The following is a 16,057-nucleotide window of genomic DNA, read 5'->3' on the forward strand; positions in this document are numbered from 1 at the left end:
TCTGGGCATGGCACGAGAGGAATTTTAGCACGCGCGGCATTTCAAGCCAGACTACTTTGCGGCAGTAAAAGGTGGAGCTGCTTTCCGCAACGAAAGCGGAAAGCGAGCCAGAATTCGTGCGGGCCTCGCCTTACTCCAGCTCTACAAGCAAATCCTTGGCGTCAATCTGACCACCTGCTGTCACATGCACAGCTTTGACAACTGCGTCGCGCTCTGCATGGATGCCCGTTTCCATCTTCATCGCTTCAATCGTCAGCAGCAGATCGCCTGCATGAACCTGCTGGCCGACTACCGCACCGACGGAGGCCACGACACCCGGCATAGGCGCACCGATGTGGTTTTCATTGGCGGGGTCTGCCTTTGGCCGCTGGATGGTGGTGGCCTTTACCAGACGGTTGGGCACGCGGATCACACGAGGCTGGCCGTTGAGTTCAAAGAAGACTTTGACCTCACCATCTTCATTCGTGTCGCTTGCGGCCTGCATGCGGATTTCCAGCGTCTTGCCGGGGTCGATTTCAGCGCTGATTTCTTCGGAAGGCTCCATACCATAAAAGAAAGTCTGGGTCGGCAACGTGCGCACCGGCCCGTACTGGCGGTGGCGGCCCATGTAATCGAGGAACACCTTGGGATACATCAGATAACCAGCGAGGTCTTCGTTATCGATTTCCAGACCTTCGAGTTTCTTCGAAAGTTCAGCGCGGGTTGCTTCAAGATCGACAGGGGCAAGGTGCTTGCCGGGGCGTTCGGTATTGGGCTTTTCATCCTTTAGCGCCTTACGGATGATTGTATCAGGAAAGCCGCCGGGAGGCTGGCCGAGGTTGCCGCGCATCATGTCGATCACTGAATCGGGGAAGGCCACGTCGGTTTCGGGGTCTTCGACATCCGCCCGGCTTAGCCCTTGGGACACCATCATCAATGCCATGTCACCGACAACTTTCGAGGACGGCGTCACTTTGACGATATCACCAAACATCTGGTTCACATCCGCATAGGTGCGTGCGACCTCGGGCCAACGGTCGTCCAGACCAAGTGAGGACGCCTGCGCCTTGAGATTGGTGAACTGACCACCGGGCATCTCATGGAGGTATACTTCTGAAGACGGAGCCTGCATGCCGGTCTCAAACGCACCGTACTGGTGACGGACCTCTTCCCAATAATCGGAAATCTCGCGCACCGCATCCATATCAAGGCCGGTATCGCGGTCGGTGTGTTTGAGCGCTGAAACAACGGAGCCCAGAGTTGCCTGCGAGGTGTTCCCTGACAGCGCGTCCATCGCGCAATCAACGGCATCAACGCCTGCTTCGGACGCGGCAAGGATCGTGGCGCAGGCAATGCCGGCAGTGTCGTGCGTATGGAAGTGGATCGGCAGGCCCACTTCTGATTTCAGCGCCTTAACCAACACGCGCGCCTGAGCAGGCTTCAGCAATCCGGCCATGTCCTTGAGACCGAGCACGTGGGCACCTGCGGCCTTCAGGTCTTTGCCCATCTGGACGTAGTATTTCAGGTCATACTTCGCACGGTCGGGGTCAAAGATGTCACCGGTGTAGCAGATCGTGCCTTCGCAGACTTTGTTGGCGTCAATCACGGCGTCCATCGCGACGCGCATGTTTTCGACCCAGTTGAGGCTGTCAAAGACGCGGAAGACATCAACGCCGGATTCAGCGGCCTGTTTTACAAAGAACTGCACCACATTGTCGGGATAGTTGGTGTAGCCCACACCGTTTGAGGCGCGCAAAAGCATCTGCGTCATCAGGTTGGGCATGCGTTCGCGCAGGTCGCGCAGGCGCTGCCACGGACATTCCTGCAAGAAGCGATAGGCGACGTCGAAAGTCGCACCGCCCCAGCACTCGACGGAGAAAAGCTGTGGTAGGTTGGCGGCGTAGGCGGGGGCCACCTTGATCATGTCATGGCTGCGCATTCGGGTGGCCAGCAGGCTTTGGTGGCCGTCGCGCATTGTGGTGTCGGTGATGAGCAGTTGTTGCTGGGCCTGCATCCAGTCGGCCACGGCTTGCGGGCCTTTTTGCTCCAGCAGGTTGCGGGTGCCCATCATCGGCTCTGCACGGCTTTCCGGTGGTTTCGGTTGGCGCACGGTCGCGGGCAGACGCGGGTGGCCTTTGGTCTCGGGATGGCCATTCACGGTGATGTCCGCGATGTAGGTCAGGACCTTGGTACCGCGATCCTTGCGCTTGGTGAACTGGAACAGCTCAGGCGTCTCGTCAATGAATTTGGTGTGGTAGGTATTGTCGAGAAAACTCGGGTGATGCAGCAGATTTTCAACAAAGGCGATATTGGTCGATACGCCTCTGATGCGGAATTCGCGCAAGGCGCGGTCCATACGGGCGATGGCAAGCTCGGGCGTTTGTGCCTTGGCGGTTACTTTTACCAGCAGGCTGTCGTAGTAGCGCGTGATAACGCCACCTGAATAAGCGGTGCCGCCGTCAAGTCGGATGCCCATACCTGTGGCTTCGCGGAAAGCGGTGATGCGGCCATAGTCGGGGATGAAGTTGTTCTGCGGGTCTTCCGTCGTGATGCGCGTTTGCAGGGCATGACCTTGCAACTGGATGTCGTCCTGTGACGCCTTGCCCGTCGCTTCGGCGATGGTCTTGCCCTCTGCGATCAGGATTTGCGCTTGCACGATGTCGATGCCGGTGACTTCTTCGGTGACGGTATGTTCGACCTGCACGCGCGGGTTCACTTCGATGAAGTAGAACTTGCCGTCGGCCATATCCATCAGGAATTCGACGGTGCCTGCGCATTCGTAGTTCACATGGGCGCAGATCTTGCGGCCAAGATCGCAGATTTCGGTGCGCTGTTCTTCGGTGAGGTAGGGGGCGGGAGCGCGCTCAACCACTTTTTGGTTGCGGCGCTGGACGGAGCAGTCACGCTCGTACAGGTGGTAGATTTCACCGTGCTTGTCGCCAAGGATCTGCACTTCGACATGGCGCGCCTTGAGGATCATCTTTTCAAGGTAACCTTCGCCGTTGCCGAAAGCGGCTTCGGCCTCGCGGCGGCCTTCGAGGACTTTCTCCTCCAACTCGCTCTCTTCATAGATAGGTCGCATGCCGCGACCGCCGCCCCCCCAAGAGGCTTTGAGCATGAAAGGATAGCCGACTTCTGCGGCTTCCTTGCGGATGGCATCCATGTCATCGCCCAGCACTTCAGTGGCGGGGATGACCGGAACACCGGCTTCTTGCGCTACGCGACGGGCGCTGGCTTTGTCGCCCAACGCCCGCATGGTTTCAGCCTTGGGGCCGATAAAGGTAATGCCGTTATTTTCGCAGGCGTCCACGAACTCGGGGTTTTCCGACAGCAGACCGTAACCGGGATGGATCGCGTCAGCACCGGAGGCTTTGGCGACGCGAATGATCTCTGGGATGCTCAGGTAGGCGGCAACGGGGCCAAGGCCCTCACCGATGCGGTAGGCCTCATCAGCCTTGAAGCGGTGCAGGCCCAGTTTGTCCTCTTCGGCGTAAACGGCGACGGTTTTCTTGCCCATCTCGTTGGCCGCGCGCATGATGCGGATCGCGATTTCGCCGCGGTTGGCGATGAGGATTTTCTTGAAGTCGGGCATTTGGTTCTCCGGTCTTTGCTGTCGCGCACTCTAGGGACGCCGCACTGCGGCACAATACCCAATACCCCGCAGTTTGTCACATTCGTGAAACAATTGACCCGCTGTGTGGCGTGGCGGGCGATGTCATCCTAGTTTCAGCGTATCGGGAAGTGATCCGAGGTCTGCGGCACCAAGCTGGCCCATATTCGCCGCCATATCTTTGGCCAGAATATCGATCAGGTGATCGACCCCCTTCGCGCCCATAGCGCCCAGCGCAAAATGGAATGCACGCCCCAGCATGACAAAGTCAGCGCCTAGGGCGAGGGCGCGCAGGATATCGAGGCCGGATTCCACACCACTGTCGAAAATCAGCGGCAACTTGGTGGCTGCGCGGATGGCGGGGAGGGCCTCAATGGACGCGGGAGACGCGTCAAACTGACGGCCTGCGTGGTTCGAGATCCAGATGGCATCCGCGCCCATTGTTTCGAGCCGTGTAGCGTCTTCGCCGCGCATCACACCTTTGACCACCAAAGGACCGTCCCAATTGTCGCGCAGCCAGGTCACATAGCTCCAATCCGGTGAAGTCCGCAAAAGATAGCCGACATGGGCGGTGGGCGGCAGGCCTTCGGTCGCGGCGGATGTGTATTTGTCGATCCCGCGCATGTAGGGCATGCCACGTTTTGCGGTCTCCATTGCCCATGTGGGACAGGTTGCGATCTGGGCCAAAATCCGCGGAGTGATCTTGGGCGGGTTGGTAAGGCCCGAGCGGACCTGCCGCTCCCGGCGCGAGGATGTCGGCACATCAACTGTAAGAACGAGCGTGTTAAAACCTGCATCTTTGGCTCTTGCCAGCATGTCACGGCGAATGTCGGGATCACGTGGCGGATAAAGCTGGAACCACGCGTGCTCGCCAATGTGGGGGGCCATGTCTTCGGGGCTGCGCGTGGCCACGGTCGAGATGCAATAGGGGATGTTATGTGTGGCACCGGCCTGTGCAAGTGCCGGCTCTGCTCCGGGCCAGATCAGGCCGGACATGCCGATGGGCGCGATCCCGAACGGCAAGGGGTAGGTCTGGCCCAGAAAAGACGTGGTGAGATCAGGAGTGATATCGCCATGCAGAATCGAAGGCGGGAAACCGATTTTGTCCAGCTCGGTCCTGTTGCGGGATTTCGTCGCTTCGTTGCCTGTCCCGCTGTCGAGGTACTCCCATACAAATTTTGGAATGCGCCTTTTTGCAAGACGGCGGAGATCGGAAAGTGCGGGATAGCGGCTGTGTAAATCCATAAACGTATCTGTGCCTAGTGGGCGCGGATTGTCCAGTAAGAGAGGTTCGGGTTTATGCGCCAAGCGCAGCCGGGCACCGTGGGCAAAGCGGTGAAAATTCTTTGTGAAGACGTGAGGAACATCTGTGGAACATGGGTTTTCCTTTGATGGATACCTCGCTAGGTTAGCGTCATGAGCGATTTTGATGAAATGGACGCCTTTGAAGGCGCATCTTTGTCGGCACGTGCGATGGCAGCACGGCCACAGCCGTATCTTGACGGGTTGAACCCTGCACAACGCGCCGCCGTGGAGCAGATGGACGGCCCTGTGTTGATGCTTGCGGGGGCTGGTACTGGCAAGACAAAGGCGCTGACCACGCGTATTGTGCACCTGATGCAAACGGGGCGGGCGCGGCCCAACGAGATTCTGGCGGTGACCTTTACCAACAAAGCCGCGCGGGAGATGAAGAATCGCGTGGGGTCCATGTTGGGGCAGCATGTTGAGGGAATGCCGTGGCTGGGCACATTCCACGCCATCTGCGTGAAGTTGCTGCGCCGTCATGCGGAACTGGTGGGGTTAAAAAGCAACTTCACCATTCTGGACACTGACGACCAGCTGCGTCTGCTCAAACAATTGATCCGTGCCGAGGATATCGATGATAAACGCTGGCCGGCGCGTATGTTGTCGGGGATCATCGACGCTTGGAAGAACAAGGCGATCACACCGGATAAGGTGCCGGTCGCGGATGCGGGTGCCTATAACCACCTTGGCCCTAAACTCTATGCCGCCTATCAGGCGAGGCTGACCGAGCTGAATGCCACAGATTTCGGTGATCTGTTGCTGCATATGGTGACGATATTCCAGAACCACCCCGACGTGCTGGAGCAATACCAGCGCTGGTTCAAATACATCCTTGTCGACGAGTATCAGGATACCAACGTCGCTCAATACCTGTGGTTGCGGCTGCTGGCGCAGGGGCACAAGAACATCTGCTGTGTGGGGGATGACGATCAGTCGATCTATGGCTGGCGCGGGGCCGAAGTGGGCAACATCCTGCGGTTCGAGACGGATTTCCCCGGTGCCCATGTGGTCAAGCTGGAACAGAACTACCGCTCAACCCCGCATATTCTGGCAGCTGCGTCCGGCGTGATTGCCGGTAATCAGGGGCGTTTGGGCAAAACACTTTGGACCGAACGGGACGAGGGCGAAAAAGTGCGCCTGATCGGCCATTGGGACGGCGAAGAAGAAGCCCGCTGGATCGGGGACGAGGTCGAGGCGATGCAGCGCGGCACGCGCGGGATGGAACCTGTGTCGCTGGATCACATGGCGATCTTGGTGCGGGCGTCGCACCAGATGCGCGCCTTCGAAGACCGGTTTCTGACCATCGGATTGCCGTATCGCGTAATCGGCGGCCCGCGTTTTTACGAGCGGATGGAGATCCGCGATGCGATGGCCTATTTCCGCGTTGTCACCAGCCCGGATGATGATCTTGCGTTCGAACGGATTGTGAATACACCAAAGCGGGGCCTTGGCGATAAAGCGCAGCAAAAGATACAGGTCACGGCGCGGCAACACGGGGTTAACCTTGTGGATGGTGCACGCATCCTGCTGTCCGAGGGCGGCCTTACTGGCAAGGGGGCCGCACAGTTGCGGTTGTTGATCGACGGGATCGAGCGCTGGAACAGCAAGCTGCGCGGACCTGCGATGCCGGTGGATGTTGAAAACGCTGTTCTGGATGATGAGACCGGACCAGTGCGGCAGGAATACGGACCGCCAGAGATGTCCCATATGGAGCTGGCAGAGATTATTCTGGACGAGTCCGGCTATACCGGCATGTGGCAGAACGACAAGACGCCCGAAGCGCCGGGGCGGCTGGAGAACCTCAAGGAACTGGTCAAGGCGCTGGAACAGTTCGAGAACCTGCAAGGGTTCCTTGAGCATGTCAGCCTGATTATGGACAACGAAAGCGATGACGGCGGTGCGAAGGTCAGTATCATGACGCTGCATGCGGCCAAGGGTCTGGAATTTCCGGCAGTGTTTCTGCCCGGGTGGGAAGACGGGCTGTTCCCTTCACAACGCTCTATGGACGAGAGCGGGATCAAGGGATTGGAAGAAGAACGCAGGCTTGCTTATGTCGGCATCACGCGGGCCGAGGCGATTTGCACGATCAGCTTTGCCGCGAACCGGCGGGTTTTCGGGCAGTGGCAATCCTCCATGCCGTCACGGTTTATTGACGAATTGCCAGAGGATCATGTTGAGGTGCTGACGCCACCGGGTCTGTATGGCGGCGGATTTGGCGCGGCTGGTATGGCGTCGTCTGCCTCCGTGCGCGAACAAGAGATGATGGGCTCGAACCTGCACAACAAGGCGGCAGAGGCGAATGTCTATAATTCACCCGGTTGGCGGCGGTTGCAGGCGCGGGCAGGGGAGCGGGGCATCTCGCAGCCTGCGGAATCCCGCAATATGACGATTGATATGAACGCGGTCAGCAGCTTCATGATGGGGGAGCGCGTGTTCCACCAGAAGTTCGGCTATGGCGCGATCATCGGTATCGAGGGCGACAAGCTGGAAGTGGAATTCGAGAAAGCGGGGACCAAAAAGGTCGTGTCCCGCTTCCTCACCGGTTGTGATGATGTGCCGTTCTAGAGCGCGTTACTGGCTGGGCGGCGTGTAGGTGTCAATGACGCGGCAAGTGGTCAGGCCGTTCGCGCGCGCCCACCTGCGATCTTCGATGCGGATATTTGTCATTTCCTCGGCCACTTCAGCCTCGCAATAGGCGATGGCGGTTGCGCGGGCTTCGTCCATATTGGGCCAGCCGTGGGAATAGCCGTGATCGCCTGCACCTGAAATGGCGAATGCGCCATAGCCTGTGGTGGTTTGCATGTCGCGGTAGACGCCCTGTAGATCATGGGCGGTGATGGCCCCCAACCCGCTGGCGAATGTCTCGTTCGGGTCCACGCCTTCGGGCACGGCAACGCCGTAGAAGGTGCAGGGACCATTTGCGTAAGCCTCGCAGCCGCGTTTGGCGACGGCCTTGGCCGTGTTCAGGTTGTGATAGCTGTAGCTGTAGAACGATCCGTCGCCTTCGGCGGCGGCATAGAAGGCACCGAAGTAGGCCTTGCGGTTCTTGAATTCATTGTAGTGGCGGCGCTGTTCGCGGGTCAGCGTGACATCGGCAACCGATGCATAGGTGTGTTCGGGCCCGTAGACCCGCGGCTGTTCGGCGACCAGCGGCAGGGCAAGGAACATCGACAGGGCAGCGGTGAGAGAAAGTGACGTTTTGGTCATGATATGCATCCTGTTGAGAGAATCGGTATGATTGTTTATTGACCAAAATATAGATTTATGGAACAAAAAATTATCGTAAAGCAGTAATTTTGGAATTCCCATGCACCGTATTCGTAATCTGTCGACCCTTGCCATGATCATTCTTGTGCCGATGCTGGTCTATTATCCCTACGAGGCTTTGTCATGGAACCTTGAGCTGTCATTTCTGGACTGGGGCAAGTGGACGCGCAACGACAACTGGGTGCATCCGGATGCGGAGATCGCCCTGCCTACGCGCATTGTCTTTTTCACGGTCTGGCTGATTCCGACGGTGCTTGGTTGGCTGGCCTATGCCACGGGTTTCAGCATTCTGTGGTTGCTCCGCAATGGAACGGTTTTTGATGTGCGGATCGCCACCCGCCTGAAGTGGATGGGCGGGTTGATCTTCGGATCGTCTACTGCGGCTTTGGTCGCGGGTGCTGTCAGCCCGATGGTCCGGTCGTGGCATAATCCCGACGGGCCGCTCCCGCTTCGGTTTTGGTATGAAAGCACCAATATTGGCATGACTTTCTGCGGGCTGGGTTTTCTCTTCTTGGGTATCGTCATGCATGAAGCGATCCGGATCGCGCGTGAAAACGAGGAATTCGTCTGATGGAGATTGTTGTCAGGCTTGATGTGATGCTGGCCACCCGCAAGATGAAGTCCAAAGATCTGGCTGAGGCGGTGGGGATCACGGTTCAGAACATGAGCCTTTTGAAATCGGGGAAGGTTAAGGGGGTCCGATTTGAGACCCTCGCAAAGATTTGCGAAGTGCTCGAATGCCAGCCCGGTGATCTTCTGGAGGCCGTGAATGTTTAAAAAGGTCGGAAAGGTAGCCGCCTTCTGCGTTGCATTCCTCGCCGCGGGTGCGATTTGGTCCACTCGCGATATCGACGCGAGGCATCCGGTTCTGAAAGCCGCTGATCTCCCGCCCCTGATCCCGACACGGACCTTCTATGCTGATCCCACGTTTGAATGGGATTTCGTTGTTTCAGGTGACGCGCAGTACGCGACGGTACAGAAATCCAGCCTGTTGGGCCGGAAGTTGGTGGTGCAGAACCTGAATACCGGTGAGGAGATCGCGGAGCTGCGTCCGGGCATCAGCTTTTTGCGGTGGCACCCAAGCAAGCCGTTGATCCGCTTTATCTATCAAGGTCACGACTGGGAAGTGGACCCGCTGATGCCGCAGCGTGCCAACTGGAAGCGGATTAGTCCGGTCAAATTGCCAAGCGGCTGGGTGAAAAACCAAATCGCGACTGATCCCGATATGCCAATTCTGACATGGGGCAAGACCTCGACGCGGGCACCGGCGCATATGTGGCTGGTGTCACAAGACGGCCAAACAGCGCAGAAGGTGGCGGAAGGAACGCAAGAGACGGTCTATTGGGTGTTTGATGAAGACACTGCACCGGTCCTGCGCTTTGATACACTCGACCCCGCGACAGGGCAGTTGTTGCGCAAAACGGCGGAAGGGTGGAAGCCTCTGGTAGAGATCAGCGTCAATGACCTGTTCCAACCGCTTGAGAGCGTCGCTGCTGATGGCACGATGCTGGCGCGATCCTCACGAGGGCGGGACAAAGCAGCAGTGGTGCGATTTGACACGCATACCGGTGATGAAACCGTTTTGCATATGGTGGCGGAAACCGACATCGGCATGGTGACATCGCTTGCACCTGACGGGAAGGCGGATGTTCTGCGCCTGCGGCAAGACACCCAAGAGCGTATAGCGCTCTCTGATCGGGGCCAGATTTTTCTGAACCAGTTGGCAAAACTCCCCCAACCGGTGACGCTGGGTCAAACGCTGCACAGTGCTTCGGGACGTTATGTGACGCAACTGGTGTCCGGTCCAGGCCTCGCGCCGCAGACGCTCCTGATCGATCTGGTGCAGGGTACGTCCAAGGTAATTTCTGATGGTGGGGGGCTGTCCAAATACAAAGAACACCTTGTGCCTGAGGAAGCTGTGCGCTTTTCGGCGCGGGACGGGCTTGAAATTCCCGGGGTTATGACTCGCCCGCGGGGGGTAAAAGGCCCAATCCCCTTTGTGATCCATGTGCATGGTGGGCCTGCGCTGCATGTATCGATGGGACAAAACCCGTTTACCCAGCTGTTGGTCAATCGCGGTTACGGGGTTTTATCCGTAAACTTTCGGGGATCGACCGGTTTTGGAAAGGACTTTCAGGCGAAGGGCTTTCGTGAATTCGGCCGCGCGATGCAGGACGATATTGCAGATGCCGCGCTTTGGTTGGTGGAAAAAGGTATCGCCGATACCGATGCCCTGATTGTAATGGGTGAAAGTTATGGTGGCTACGCAGCCGCGATGGCAATGACGCGTGACCCGGGATTGTTTGATGCGGCGATTGTTGAATTTCCTATGCTGGATGTCGAATTCCAATCTAAACACTACCCCTACACTTGGAAAAATGAGCTCGAAAGCTGGTGGCGTTATTTTGGCCGGATAGAGCACTCCGAAGACCTTGAAATGATGCGGAAATACTCGCCGACGAACCGTGTGGAACAGTTGCACGGTCCGGTGCTGGTGCTGGCGGGCGCGCAGGACCAGATCACTGCGGTGCAGCAAGTGCATGATTTTGAAGAGAAAGTGAGAGCCACAGACAAGGATGTGCGGTTTCACTATTTTGAGAACACAGGCCACGGTGCCGTGCATTGGCGCGACAGACTGCGTCGCGCGCGCTTGATCGAAGAGTTTCTGGCAAAACATGCCGGCGGGCGCACGGGTGGCTTCGAATTTGCGGAGCGTGCTCCGGCGTTCATCGACTAGATATCCGGCATCCCTTTAAATGAAAAACAGCTGCACCTTGGGAGGAAGGTGCAGCTGCTCTCATGTCGGCCCAAAGCTTCAAGGGAGGATCGGCTTTGGGTCTTGCTGTGCAGCGGGCTCAGGGAGGAGGAAACGCCCGGCTGCGCAACTCAGACCTACCGCAGGGAGGAGCGGCAGGTCCGATCTCTGTTAGTGCGTCGCGTTGTACGCTGATTCCCGCGCGATCTGGCGAAGGTTGCACCGGTGGAGGCCCAGGTCCGCAAGGTCGCGGTTGGACAGGGCGCTAAGACCGTCAAAGGTTTCATTATAGATGCGACGCTGCCGGATGCGGGTCGCAATATTCTGAAAAATTGCTGCGGCGCGGAAACCAAAGGTTGAGCCCTGTGCCGCGGAAGTATTCAGATATGCCATTGTGGCGCCTCTTTCTTGAATTTGCTGTTTGTCTGTTTTCGATGGGGGGTATGTACGCCTTATGTTGGCGCAAACAATGGTCATGACAGCAAAGCCGTTATGCGGTTTTTGCATGGGCGACGCAGGGTCAATACACTGTTTCCAAAACGGAAATTACCTTGGGTCAAGGTGTCTGACATAGAAGATGGCCGGGGATAAAAAAAGGGCGACGACATCAGGGAGGAGGAAGATGTCGCCGCCTAAAATGCAGACTTACTCGGGAGGAGGATGAGCTCGTCTGGTCTTCTTGGTGAAGCAGCATAACCGCTTCGATGGATTTAAATTGCCATTTATGCTGCGGATGCACAATAGGAAAAATTTGCAATGCTGCTATGCAGCAAAAACATGGGGTCCGTGATCTATCGTTGTGCGGCGTGCCAACAAATTAGGCAATTGAGCGCACCCCCTTGCGCAGCGGGCGGAAACTGTGATGTCAGCAGGGGAGATATATTGTAAGGAGCCGCGCCATGTCCGTGACCAAAGCTGAAATCGAAGCCGCGCTTTCCCGTGTGACCCTGCCGGATGGACGCAATGTGCTGGAACATGATTTGGTGCGTGCTCTGACCGTTGAGGGAAGTGTTGTCCGGTTTGTCATAGAGGCACCTAACGCGGACGTAGCCCGGCAGATGGGCCCGCTGCGCGATGCGGCGGAACAGGTTGTCACGGAACTTCCAGGAGTCACGCAGGCGACGGTCGCGCTGACAGCGCATGGACCGGCTGCGAAATCTGCTACGCCGCCACCCAATTTGAAAATCGGCGGACACCCCAAACCGCAAGACGGCCCGACCAAGCCAAGCGGTGTGCAGCGCATTCTCGCGATTGGGTCCGGCAAGGGAGGTGTTGGCAAATCTACCGTCAGTACGAACCTCGCGGTCGCTTTGGCGCGTGCAGGGCGCAAGGTCGGTTTGCTTGATGCTGATATCTATGGGCCAAGCGTACCGCGCATGATGGGCATCAACAAAAAGCCGGCGAGTCCTGACGGTAAGACAATTATACCTCTGCACGCGCATGGGGTCACGCTCATGTCCATCGGGTTTATGATGGAAGAGGGTAAGGCGGTTGTCTGGCGCGGGCCGATGTTGATGGGCGCGCTTCAGCAAATGCTGGGTCAGGTGGAGTGGGGCGAGCTGGATGTGCTCATCGTCGATCTGCCGCCTGGCACTGGCGATGTTCAGTTGACACTCTGTACCAAGAGCGAGCTTACAGGCGCGATAGTGGTCAGCACGCCGCAGGACGTGGCATTGATCGACGCGCGCAAGGCGCTGGATATGTTCGCGACGTTGAAAACGCCGGTGCTGGGCCTGATTGAAAATATGTCGATGTTCGTTTGTCCCGACTGCGGCTCCCAGCACCAGATCTTCGGGCAGGGTGGCGTTGCCGCCGAAGCCGAAGCTCTGGGTGTGCCGCTTTTGGGTGCATTGCCGATTGATCTGGAGACGCGGCTTGCCGGTGATGGCGGCACGCCTGTGGCAGCAGGTGACGGTCCGATGGCGCAGGCCTATGCGAAGATGGCGAAGGGCCTGATCGATGGCGGCATGGCTTAGGCCGCTGGGCCTATTGGCCCAATGACCGTCCTTCGACCAGATGTCCATAAAGCGTGGTAAGGACAGAGATAAAGACCAACCCTTCGATGATGAAGATCGCCGTCTGAACCACAACAGACAGCACGTCTTCCGAAGGAAGGATCGGCCCGGTCACAGCGGTAATCAAGACATTGAGGCCGGTCAGGAGTAGTGCCAGGCCAAGCAATGGCCAGCCGGACTGTCGGGTGAGTGCCCAGCTTTCCATCACCCGCATCCCGCGGCCCACAGCGGCACTTGGAAGTACAACGCTCAGTCGCAATGCCAGCCACACAAAGGCGACGCTGCCGAGAATTGCGAAGATCAAGCCTGCAAGACCTGACGGATTTCCGTTCGAGGATATCGTCATGCCGACCAGCCCCAGTGCGATCGTGACGGGGATCATCGCGATCATCTGAAGGATGCCCACAACAATGGCGCGCCATATATAGCCAAAGAACACGCCAGCATCGGGGCGCAGGGCTTCTGTCTTCTCTGCTCCGTTCAGCAGCACATGCCGGTGCCACAGGATGGCCATCAACGCGTAGCCAAGCAGTCCGACGATACCTAGGCCAAAGAATACCAGCAGGCTTGAGGACGGCGGCGGCGTTATGGCTTCTGGCTCTCCGGTAATAAGCAGAAGCGCATCGGGTGACAGCATGGCGATTGCCAGACTGCACCCCATCACGATGCCCATCGCAGGTAACAGGACCCTGATCGTCGTGGGTACATCAAAGAGGAGCATGCGCAAGGCATGGGCAAGTATGGCCAGCGCGGTGTTCATGGGACCCCCAAGTGGACGTTAAATCACTTTTTGCCGTTTTGAATAGAAAGAAGCAAGACGGCTCCATGTCCGGCTATGGGGATGTGCTTTTGGGAAATGGCTGGTTCCTTGTGCCCCGTTCTAAACGAAAACCCTGACCAACGCGCACATTTGACTGCAAGAAACCTCCCATCTTGGGTGGATCAGGGAATTTATGGGTCTGTTTATGGGAAACGATGGGACGAATGGGGTGGGCAGGGGAGGAGGAGAGGTGGAAATCCGAAGATTCGAATCGCATTTTCGCTAATTTCGGAAATTTGGACTGGAAAATAGATCCGAAGAATGAGAACAAGAAAAGAACATCGCCTGTGGATAACTTTGTGGGTGAAAAAAGTTGGGAATTGATGGGATTTCGTAGGGCGTCAAGGTGCGACACTATATGTTGTGTCTATTGGGCGGTTAGGGTCAATTTGAGCTAAAATCCGCTTACTGGTGACTACTAAATCTTGCTTTTCGCACCTGTGTAAAACAAGATATTGGGTATAAATCCCAAAAAAAATGTAGACGCCCACGATTTCCCATGGCATCCCTAGTGCATCGGATGAGAACGGGACACGGGGCAGCAAACGACCCCAAATAAAAACAAAACCTAGCAGGTTTCATACAGGCACCTCGCTTTCATCAGACCAAGAGATCCGGCGCGCGGGCGAGCAGACATCCCCCCAGGTGGCGCGCGCAGTCGGACTTCCCCGCAAAGCGGGATCGAAACGGCGGGTTGATCAGTGGCAGCAGATCAGACCCGCCGTTTCTACATCCAACACCATGTTCTCCGCGGGGGCGGACAGCAAAAAGCGCAAAGGCGCAAGTAGGGACGCGATACAGTGAGCCGCAGGTTCAGAGGCGAAAGCCACCACAAAGTCGATACGAAGGGGCGGGTGTCTATCCCAGCCTCTTTTCGGCGTGTGCTGGAGGCGGGCGACCCGAACTGGAAAAGCGGCGAAAACCCGGAGTTGGTCATTGTTTACGGTGACAAGCGCCGCAACTACCTTGAATGCTATACCATGCAGGCGATTGACGAGGTTGATGCCAAGATCGATGCCCTGCCACGCGGCAGTATGGAGCGTAAGATGCTTCAGCGTCTCTTCCATGGCCAGTCCTTCCCTACAAATGTAGACGAGACAGGTCGTCTGGTGCTGCCTGCCAAGCTGCGTCAGAAGATCGATCTTGAGAACGAAGCCTTCTTTATCGCAGCGGGCGATACCTTCCAGATCTGGAAGACGGAAACCTACGACACGATTGAACGTGCCAAGGAAGAGGAATGGCTGGACGAACTGCCGGAAGACTTTGATCCTATGGCGTTCCTCGACGGTTTGCCGGGGGAATAACGCGATGGCTGCTGCGGCCCCCACATCAGATAAAGATGCTGCCCCCCATACACCTGTCTTATTGCGCCCCATCCTTGAGGCTGTCGCACCTGTCGAGGGTGTATGGCTGGATGGGACGTTCGGCGCTGGCGGCTATACGCGCGGTTTGCTGGATGCCGGTGCTGCGCGTGTCATAGCCGTGGACCGGGATCCGTTGGCATTCGAGATGGCAGCGGACTGGGTTGGTGATTACGGTGATCGTATCGTGATGCAGCAGGGCGTGTTCTCGAAGATGGACGAATACGCGCAGGATCTGGACGGTGTGGTCCTTGATCTGGGTGTCTCTTCCATGCAGTTGGATATCGCAGAGCGCGGTTTTTCTTTCATGCGCGATGGTCCGCTGGATATGCGTATGTCGCAGGACGGGCCGTCGGCGGCTGATATCGTGAATGGCGCAGACGAGGACGTGATTGCCTCTATCTTGTTTCAGTTTGGTGAAGAACGTGCATCCCGCCGCATAGCAAAGGCAATCGTTCGCGCCCGCGATGAGGCTCCGATTAAAACCACGCTTGAACTGGCACGGCTGGTCGAAGGCTGTCTGCCGCGCTCCAAGCCGGGGCAGAGCCATCCGGCAACCCGCAGCTTTCAAGCGTTGCGCATTGCGGTAAACGATGAATATGGCGAGCTGTTCCAAGGGCTTATGGCAGCTGAGCGGGCATTGAAACCTAGTGGTCAGCTGGCTGTTGTCACCTTCCATTCGGTCGAGGACCGGATGGTAAAGCGGTTCCTCACAGCGCGCTCAGGCGGCGGTGGGAATGCTAATCGCTTTGCGCCCGAAGTCGAACGGGCCAAGCCGCAATTTGACGTCAAAAAGCGCAAGGCGATCGGACCGGACGCGCAAGAATTGGCAGAAAACCCACGGTCACGCTCTGCAAAGTTGCGCGTGGCGATCAGAACGGATGCGCCCAGCGGCGCGGTAGATGCAAAATCACTCGGCATGCCGATGGTGAAGGGGCTTTGAGA

General features: G+C 57.5%; 12 protein-coding genes. 7 read left to right on the forward strand and 5 right to left on the reverse strand.

The genetic code is table 11. From position 1 onward, the window contains the following. Positions 1-130: 130 nt before the first annotated feature. Entirely contained in the window at positions 131-3,571 is a 3,441-nt protein-coding gene (locus tag Z946_RS0116955; protein WP_025056915.1) for a pyruvate carboxylase, read from the reverse strand. Between the two features lie 123 nt (positions 3,572-3,694). Next, entirely contained in the window at positions 3,695-4,834 is a 1,140-nt protein-coding gene (locus tag Z946_RS0116960; protein WP_025056916.1) for an alpha-hydroxy acid oxidase, read from the reverse strand. 171 nt (positions 4,835-5,005) lie between these two features. On the opposite strand from Z946_RS0116960, the gene Z946_RS0116965 reads away from it, so the two are divergent. After that, positions 5,006-7,459, forward strand: coding sequence for an ATP-dependent helicase (locus Z946_RS0116965; RefSeq protein ID WP_025056917.1), 2,454 nt, complete (start codon positions 5,006-5,008; stop codon positions 7,457-7,459). A 6-nt stretch (positions 7,460-7,465) separates the two neighbouring features. On the opposite strand, the gene Z946_RS0116970 is transcribed toward Z946_RS0116965, so the two are convergent. After that, entirely contained in the window at positions 7,466-8,101 is a 636-nt protein-coding gene (locus Z946_RS0116970; RefSeq protein ID WP_025056918.1) for a hypothetical protein, read from the reverse strand. Positions 8,102-8,201: 100 nt separating this feature from the next. On the opposite strand from Z946_RS0116970, the gene Z946_RS0116975 reads away from it, so the two are divergent. The 3 genes from Z946_RS0116975 to Z946_RS21170 are packed head-to-tail and all read left to right on the forward strand — an operon-like array spanning position 8,202 to position 10,898. Further along, a complete protein-coding gene (locus Z946_RS0116975; protein ID WP_025056919.1) occupies positions 8,202-8,732 on the forward strand; it encodes a DUF2975 domain-containing protein in 531 nt (176 codons plus the stop codon). Next, positions 8,732-8,938 carry a helix-turn-helix domain-containing protein gene (locus Z946_RS0116980; protein WP_025056920.1) on the forward strand — a complete coding sequence of 69 codons (207 nt, stop codon included), beginning with the start codon at positions 8,732-8,734 and terminating at the stop codon, positions 8,936-8,938. Before Z946_RS0116975 ends, Z946_RS0116980 begins: the two co-directional genes overlap by 1 nt. Further along, positions 8,931-10,898 (forward strand): alpha/beta hydrolase family protein, encoded by a 1,968-nt coding sequence (locus Z946_RS21170; RefSeq protein WP_025056921.1) that lies wholly within the window; start codon positions 8,931-8,933, stop codon positions 10,896-10,898. Before Z946_RS0116980 ends, Z946_RS21170 begins: the two co-directional genes overlap by 8 nt. A gap of 189 nt (positions 10,899-11,087) precedes the next feature. Here the strand turns inward: Z946_RS21170 and Z946_RS0116990 are convergent, their stop codons facing one another. Beyond that, positions 11,088-11,423 (reverse strand): DUF1127 domain-containing protein, encoded by a 336-nt coding sequence (locus tag Z946_RS0116990; RefSeq protein WP_241461346.1) that lies wholly within the window; start codon positions 11,421-11,423, stop codon positions 11,088-11,090. Between the two features lie 392 nt (positions 11,424-11,815). On the opposite strand from Z946_RS0116990, the gene Z946_RS0116995 reads away from it, so the two are divergent. Continuing rightward, a complete protein-coding gene (locus Z946_RS0116995) occupies positions 11,816-12,892 on the forward strand; it encodes an Mrp/NBP35 family ATP-binding protein (protein WP_025056923.1) in 1,077 nt (358 codons plus the stop codon). Between the two features lie 10 nt (positions 12,893-12,902). Here the strand turns inward: Z946_RS0116995 and Z946_RS0117000 are convergent, their stop codons facing one another. After that, positions 12,903-13,691 (reverse strand): hypothetical protein, encoded by a 789-nt coding sequence (locus Z946_RS0117000; RefSeq protein ID WP_025056924.1) that lies wholly within the window; start codon positions 13,689-13,691, stop codon positions 12,903-12,905. Between the two features lie 860 nt (positions 13,692-14,551). Here Z946_RS0117000 and mraZ point away from each other — a divergent pair. After that, the gene (gene mraZ, locus Z946_RS0117005) at positions 14,552-15,055 is read left to right on the forward strand and encodes a division/cell wall cluster transcriptional repressor MraZ (protein WP_052836109.1); all 504 of its coding nucleotides are present in this window, start codon (positions 14,552-14,554) and stop codon (positions 15,053-15,055) included. Positions 15,056-15,059: 4 nt separating this feature from the next. Then, the gene (gene rsmH, locus Z946_RS0117010; RefSeq protein ID WP_025056926.1) at positions 15,060-16,055 is read left to right on the forward strand and encodes a 16S rRNA (cytosine(1402)-N(4))-methyltransferase RsmH; all 996 of its coding nucleotides are present in this window, start codon (positions 15,060-15,062) and stop codon (positions 16,053-16,055) included. Positions 16,056-16,057 lie beyond the last annotated feature (2 nt).

It is taken from the genome of Sulfitobacter noctilucicola, assembly GCF_000622385.1.
In the GTDB taxonomy this organism is placed as follows: domain Bacteria; phylum Pseudomonadota; class Alphaproteobacteria; order Rhodobacterales; family Rhodobacteraceae; genus Sulfitobacter; species Sulfitobacter noctilucicola.

What these genes read in the sequence shown, in the direction of transcription:
- Z946_RS0116955 (WP_025056915.1), bottom strand. Translation starts at nt 3,571, where the DNA reads ATGCCCGACTTCAAGAAAATCCTCATCGCCAACCGCGGCGAAATCGCG.
- Z946_RS0116975 (WP_025056919.1), top strand. Translation starts at nt 8,202, where the DNA reads ATGCACCGTATTCGTAATCTGTCGACCCTTGCCATGATCATTCTTGTG.
- Z946_RS0116980 (WP_025056920.1), top strand. Translation starts at nt 8,732, where the DNA reads ATGGAGATTGTTGTCAGGCTTGATGTGATGCTGGCCACCCGCAAGATG.
- Z946_RS0117000 (WP_025056924.1), bottom strand. Translation starts at nt 13,691, where the DNA reads ATGAACACCGCGCTGGCCATACTTGCCCATGCCTTGCGCATGCTCCTC.
- rsmH (WP_025056926.1), top strand. Translation starts at nt 15,060, where the DNA reads ATGGCTGCTGCGGCCCCCACATCAGATAAAGATGCTGCCCCCCATACA.
- Z946_RS0116960 (WP_025056916.1), bottom strand. Translation starts at nt 4,834, where the DNA reads ATGGATTTACACAGCCGCTATCCCGCACTTTCCGATCTCCGCCGTCTT.
- Z946_RS0116995 (WP_025056923.1), top strand. Translation starts at nt 11,816, where the DNA reads ATGTCCGTGACCAAAGCTGAAATCGAAGCCGCGCTTTCCCGTGTGACC.
- Z946_RS0116965 (WP_025056917.1), top strand. Translation starts at nt 5,006, where the DNA reads ATGAGCGATTTTGATGAAATGGACGCCTTTGAAGGCGCATCTTTGTCG.
- Z946_RS21170 (WP_025056921.1), top strand. Translation starts at nt 8,931, where the DNA reads ATGTTTAAAAAGGTCGGAAAGGTAGCCGCCTTCTGCGTTGCATTCCTC.
- Z946_RS0116970 (WP_025056918.1), bottom strand. Translation starts at nt 8,101, where the DNA reads ATGACCAAAACGTCACTTTCTCTCACCGCTGCCCTGTCGATGTTCCTT.
- Z946_RS0116990 (WP_241461346.1), bottom strand. Translation starts at nt 11,423, where the DNA reads ATGCAAAAACCGCATAACGGCTTTGCTGTCATGACCATTGTTTGCGCC.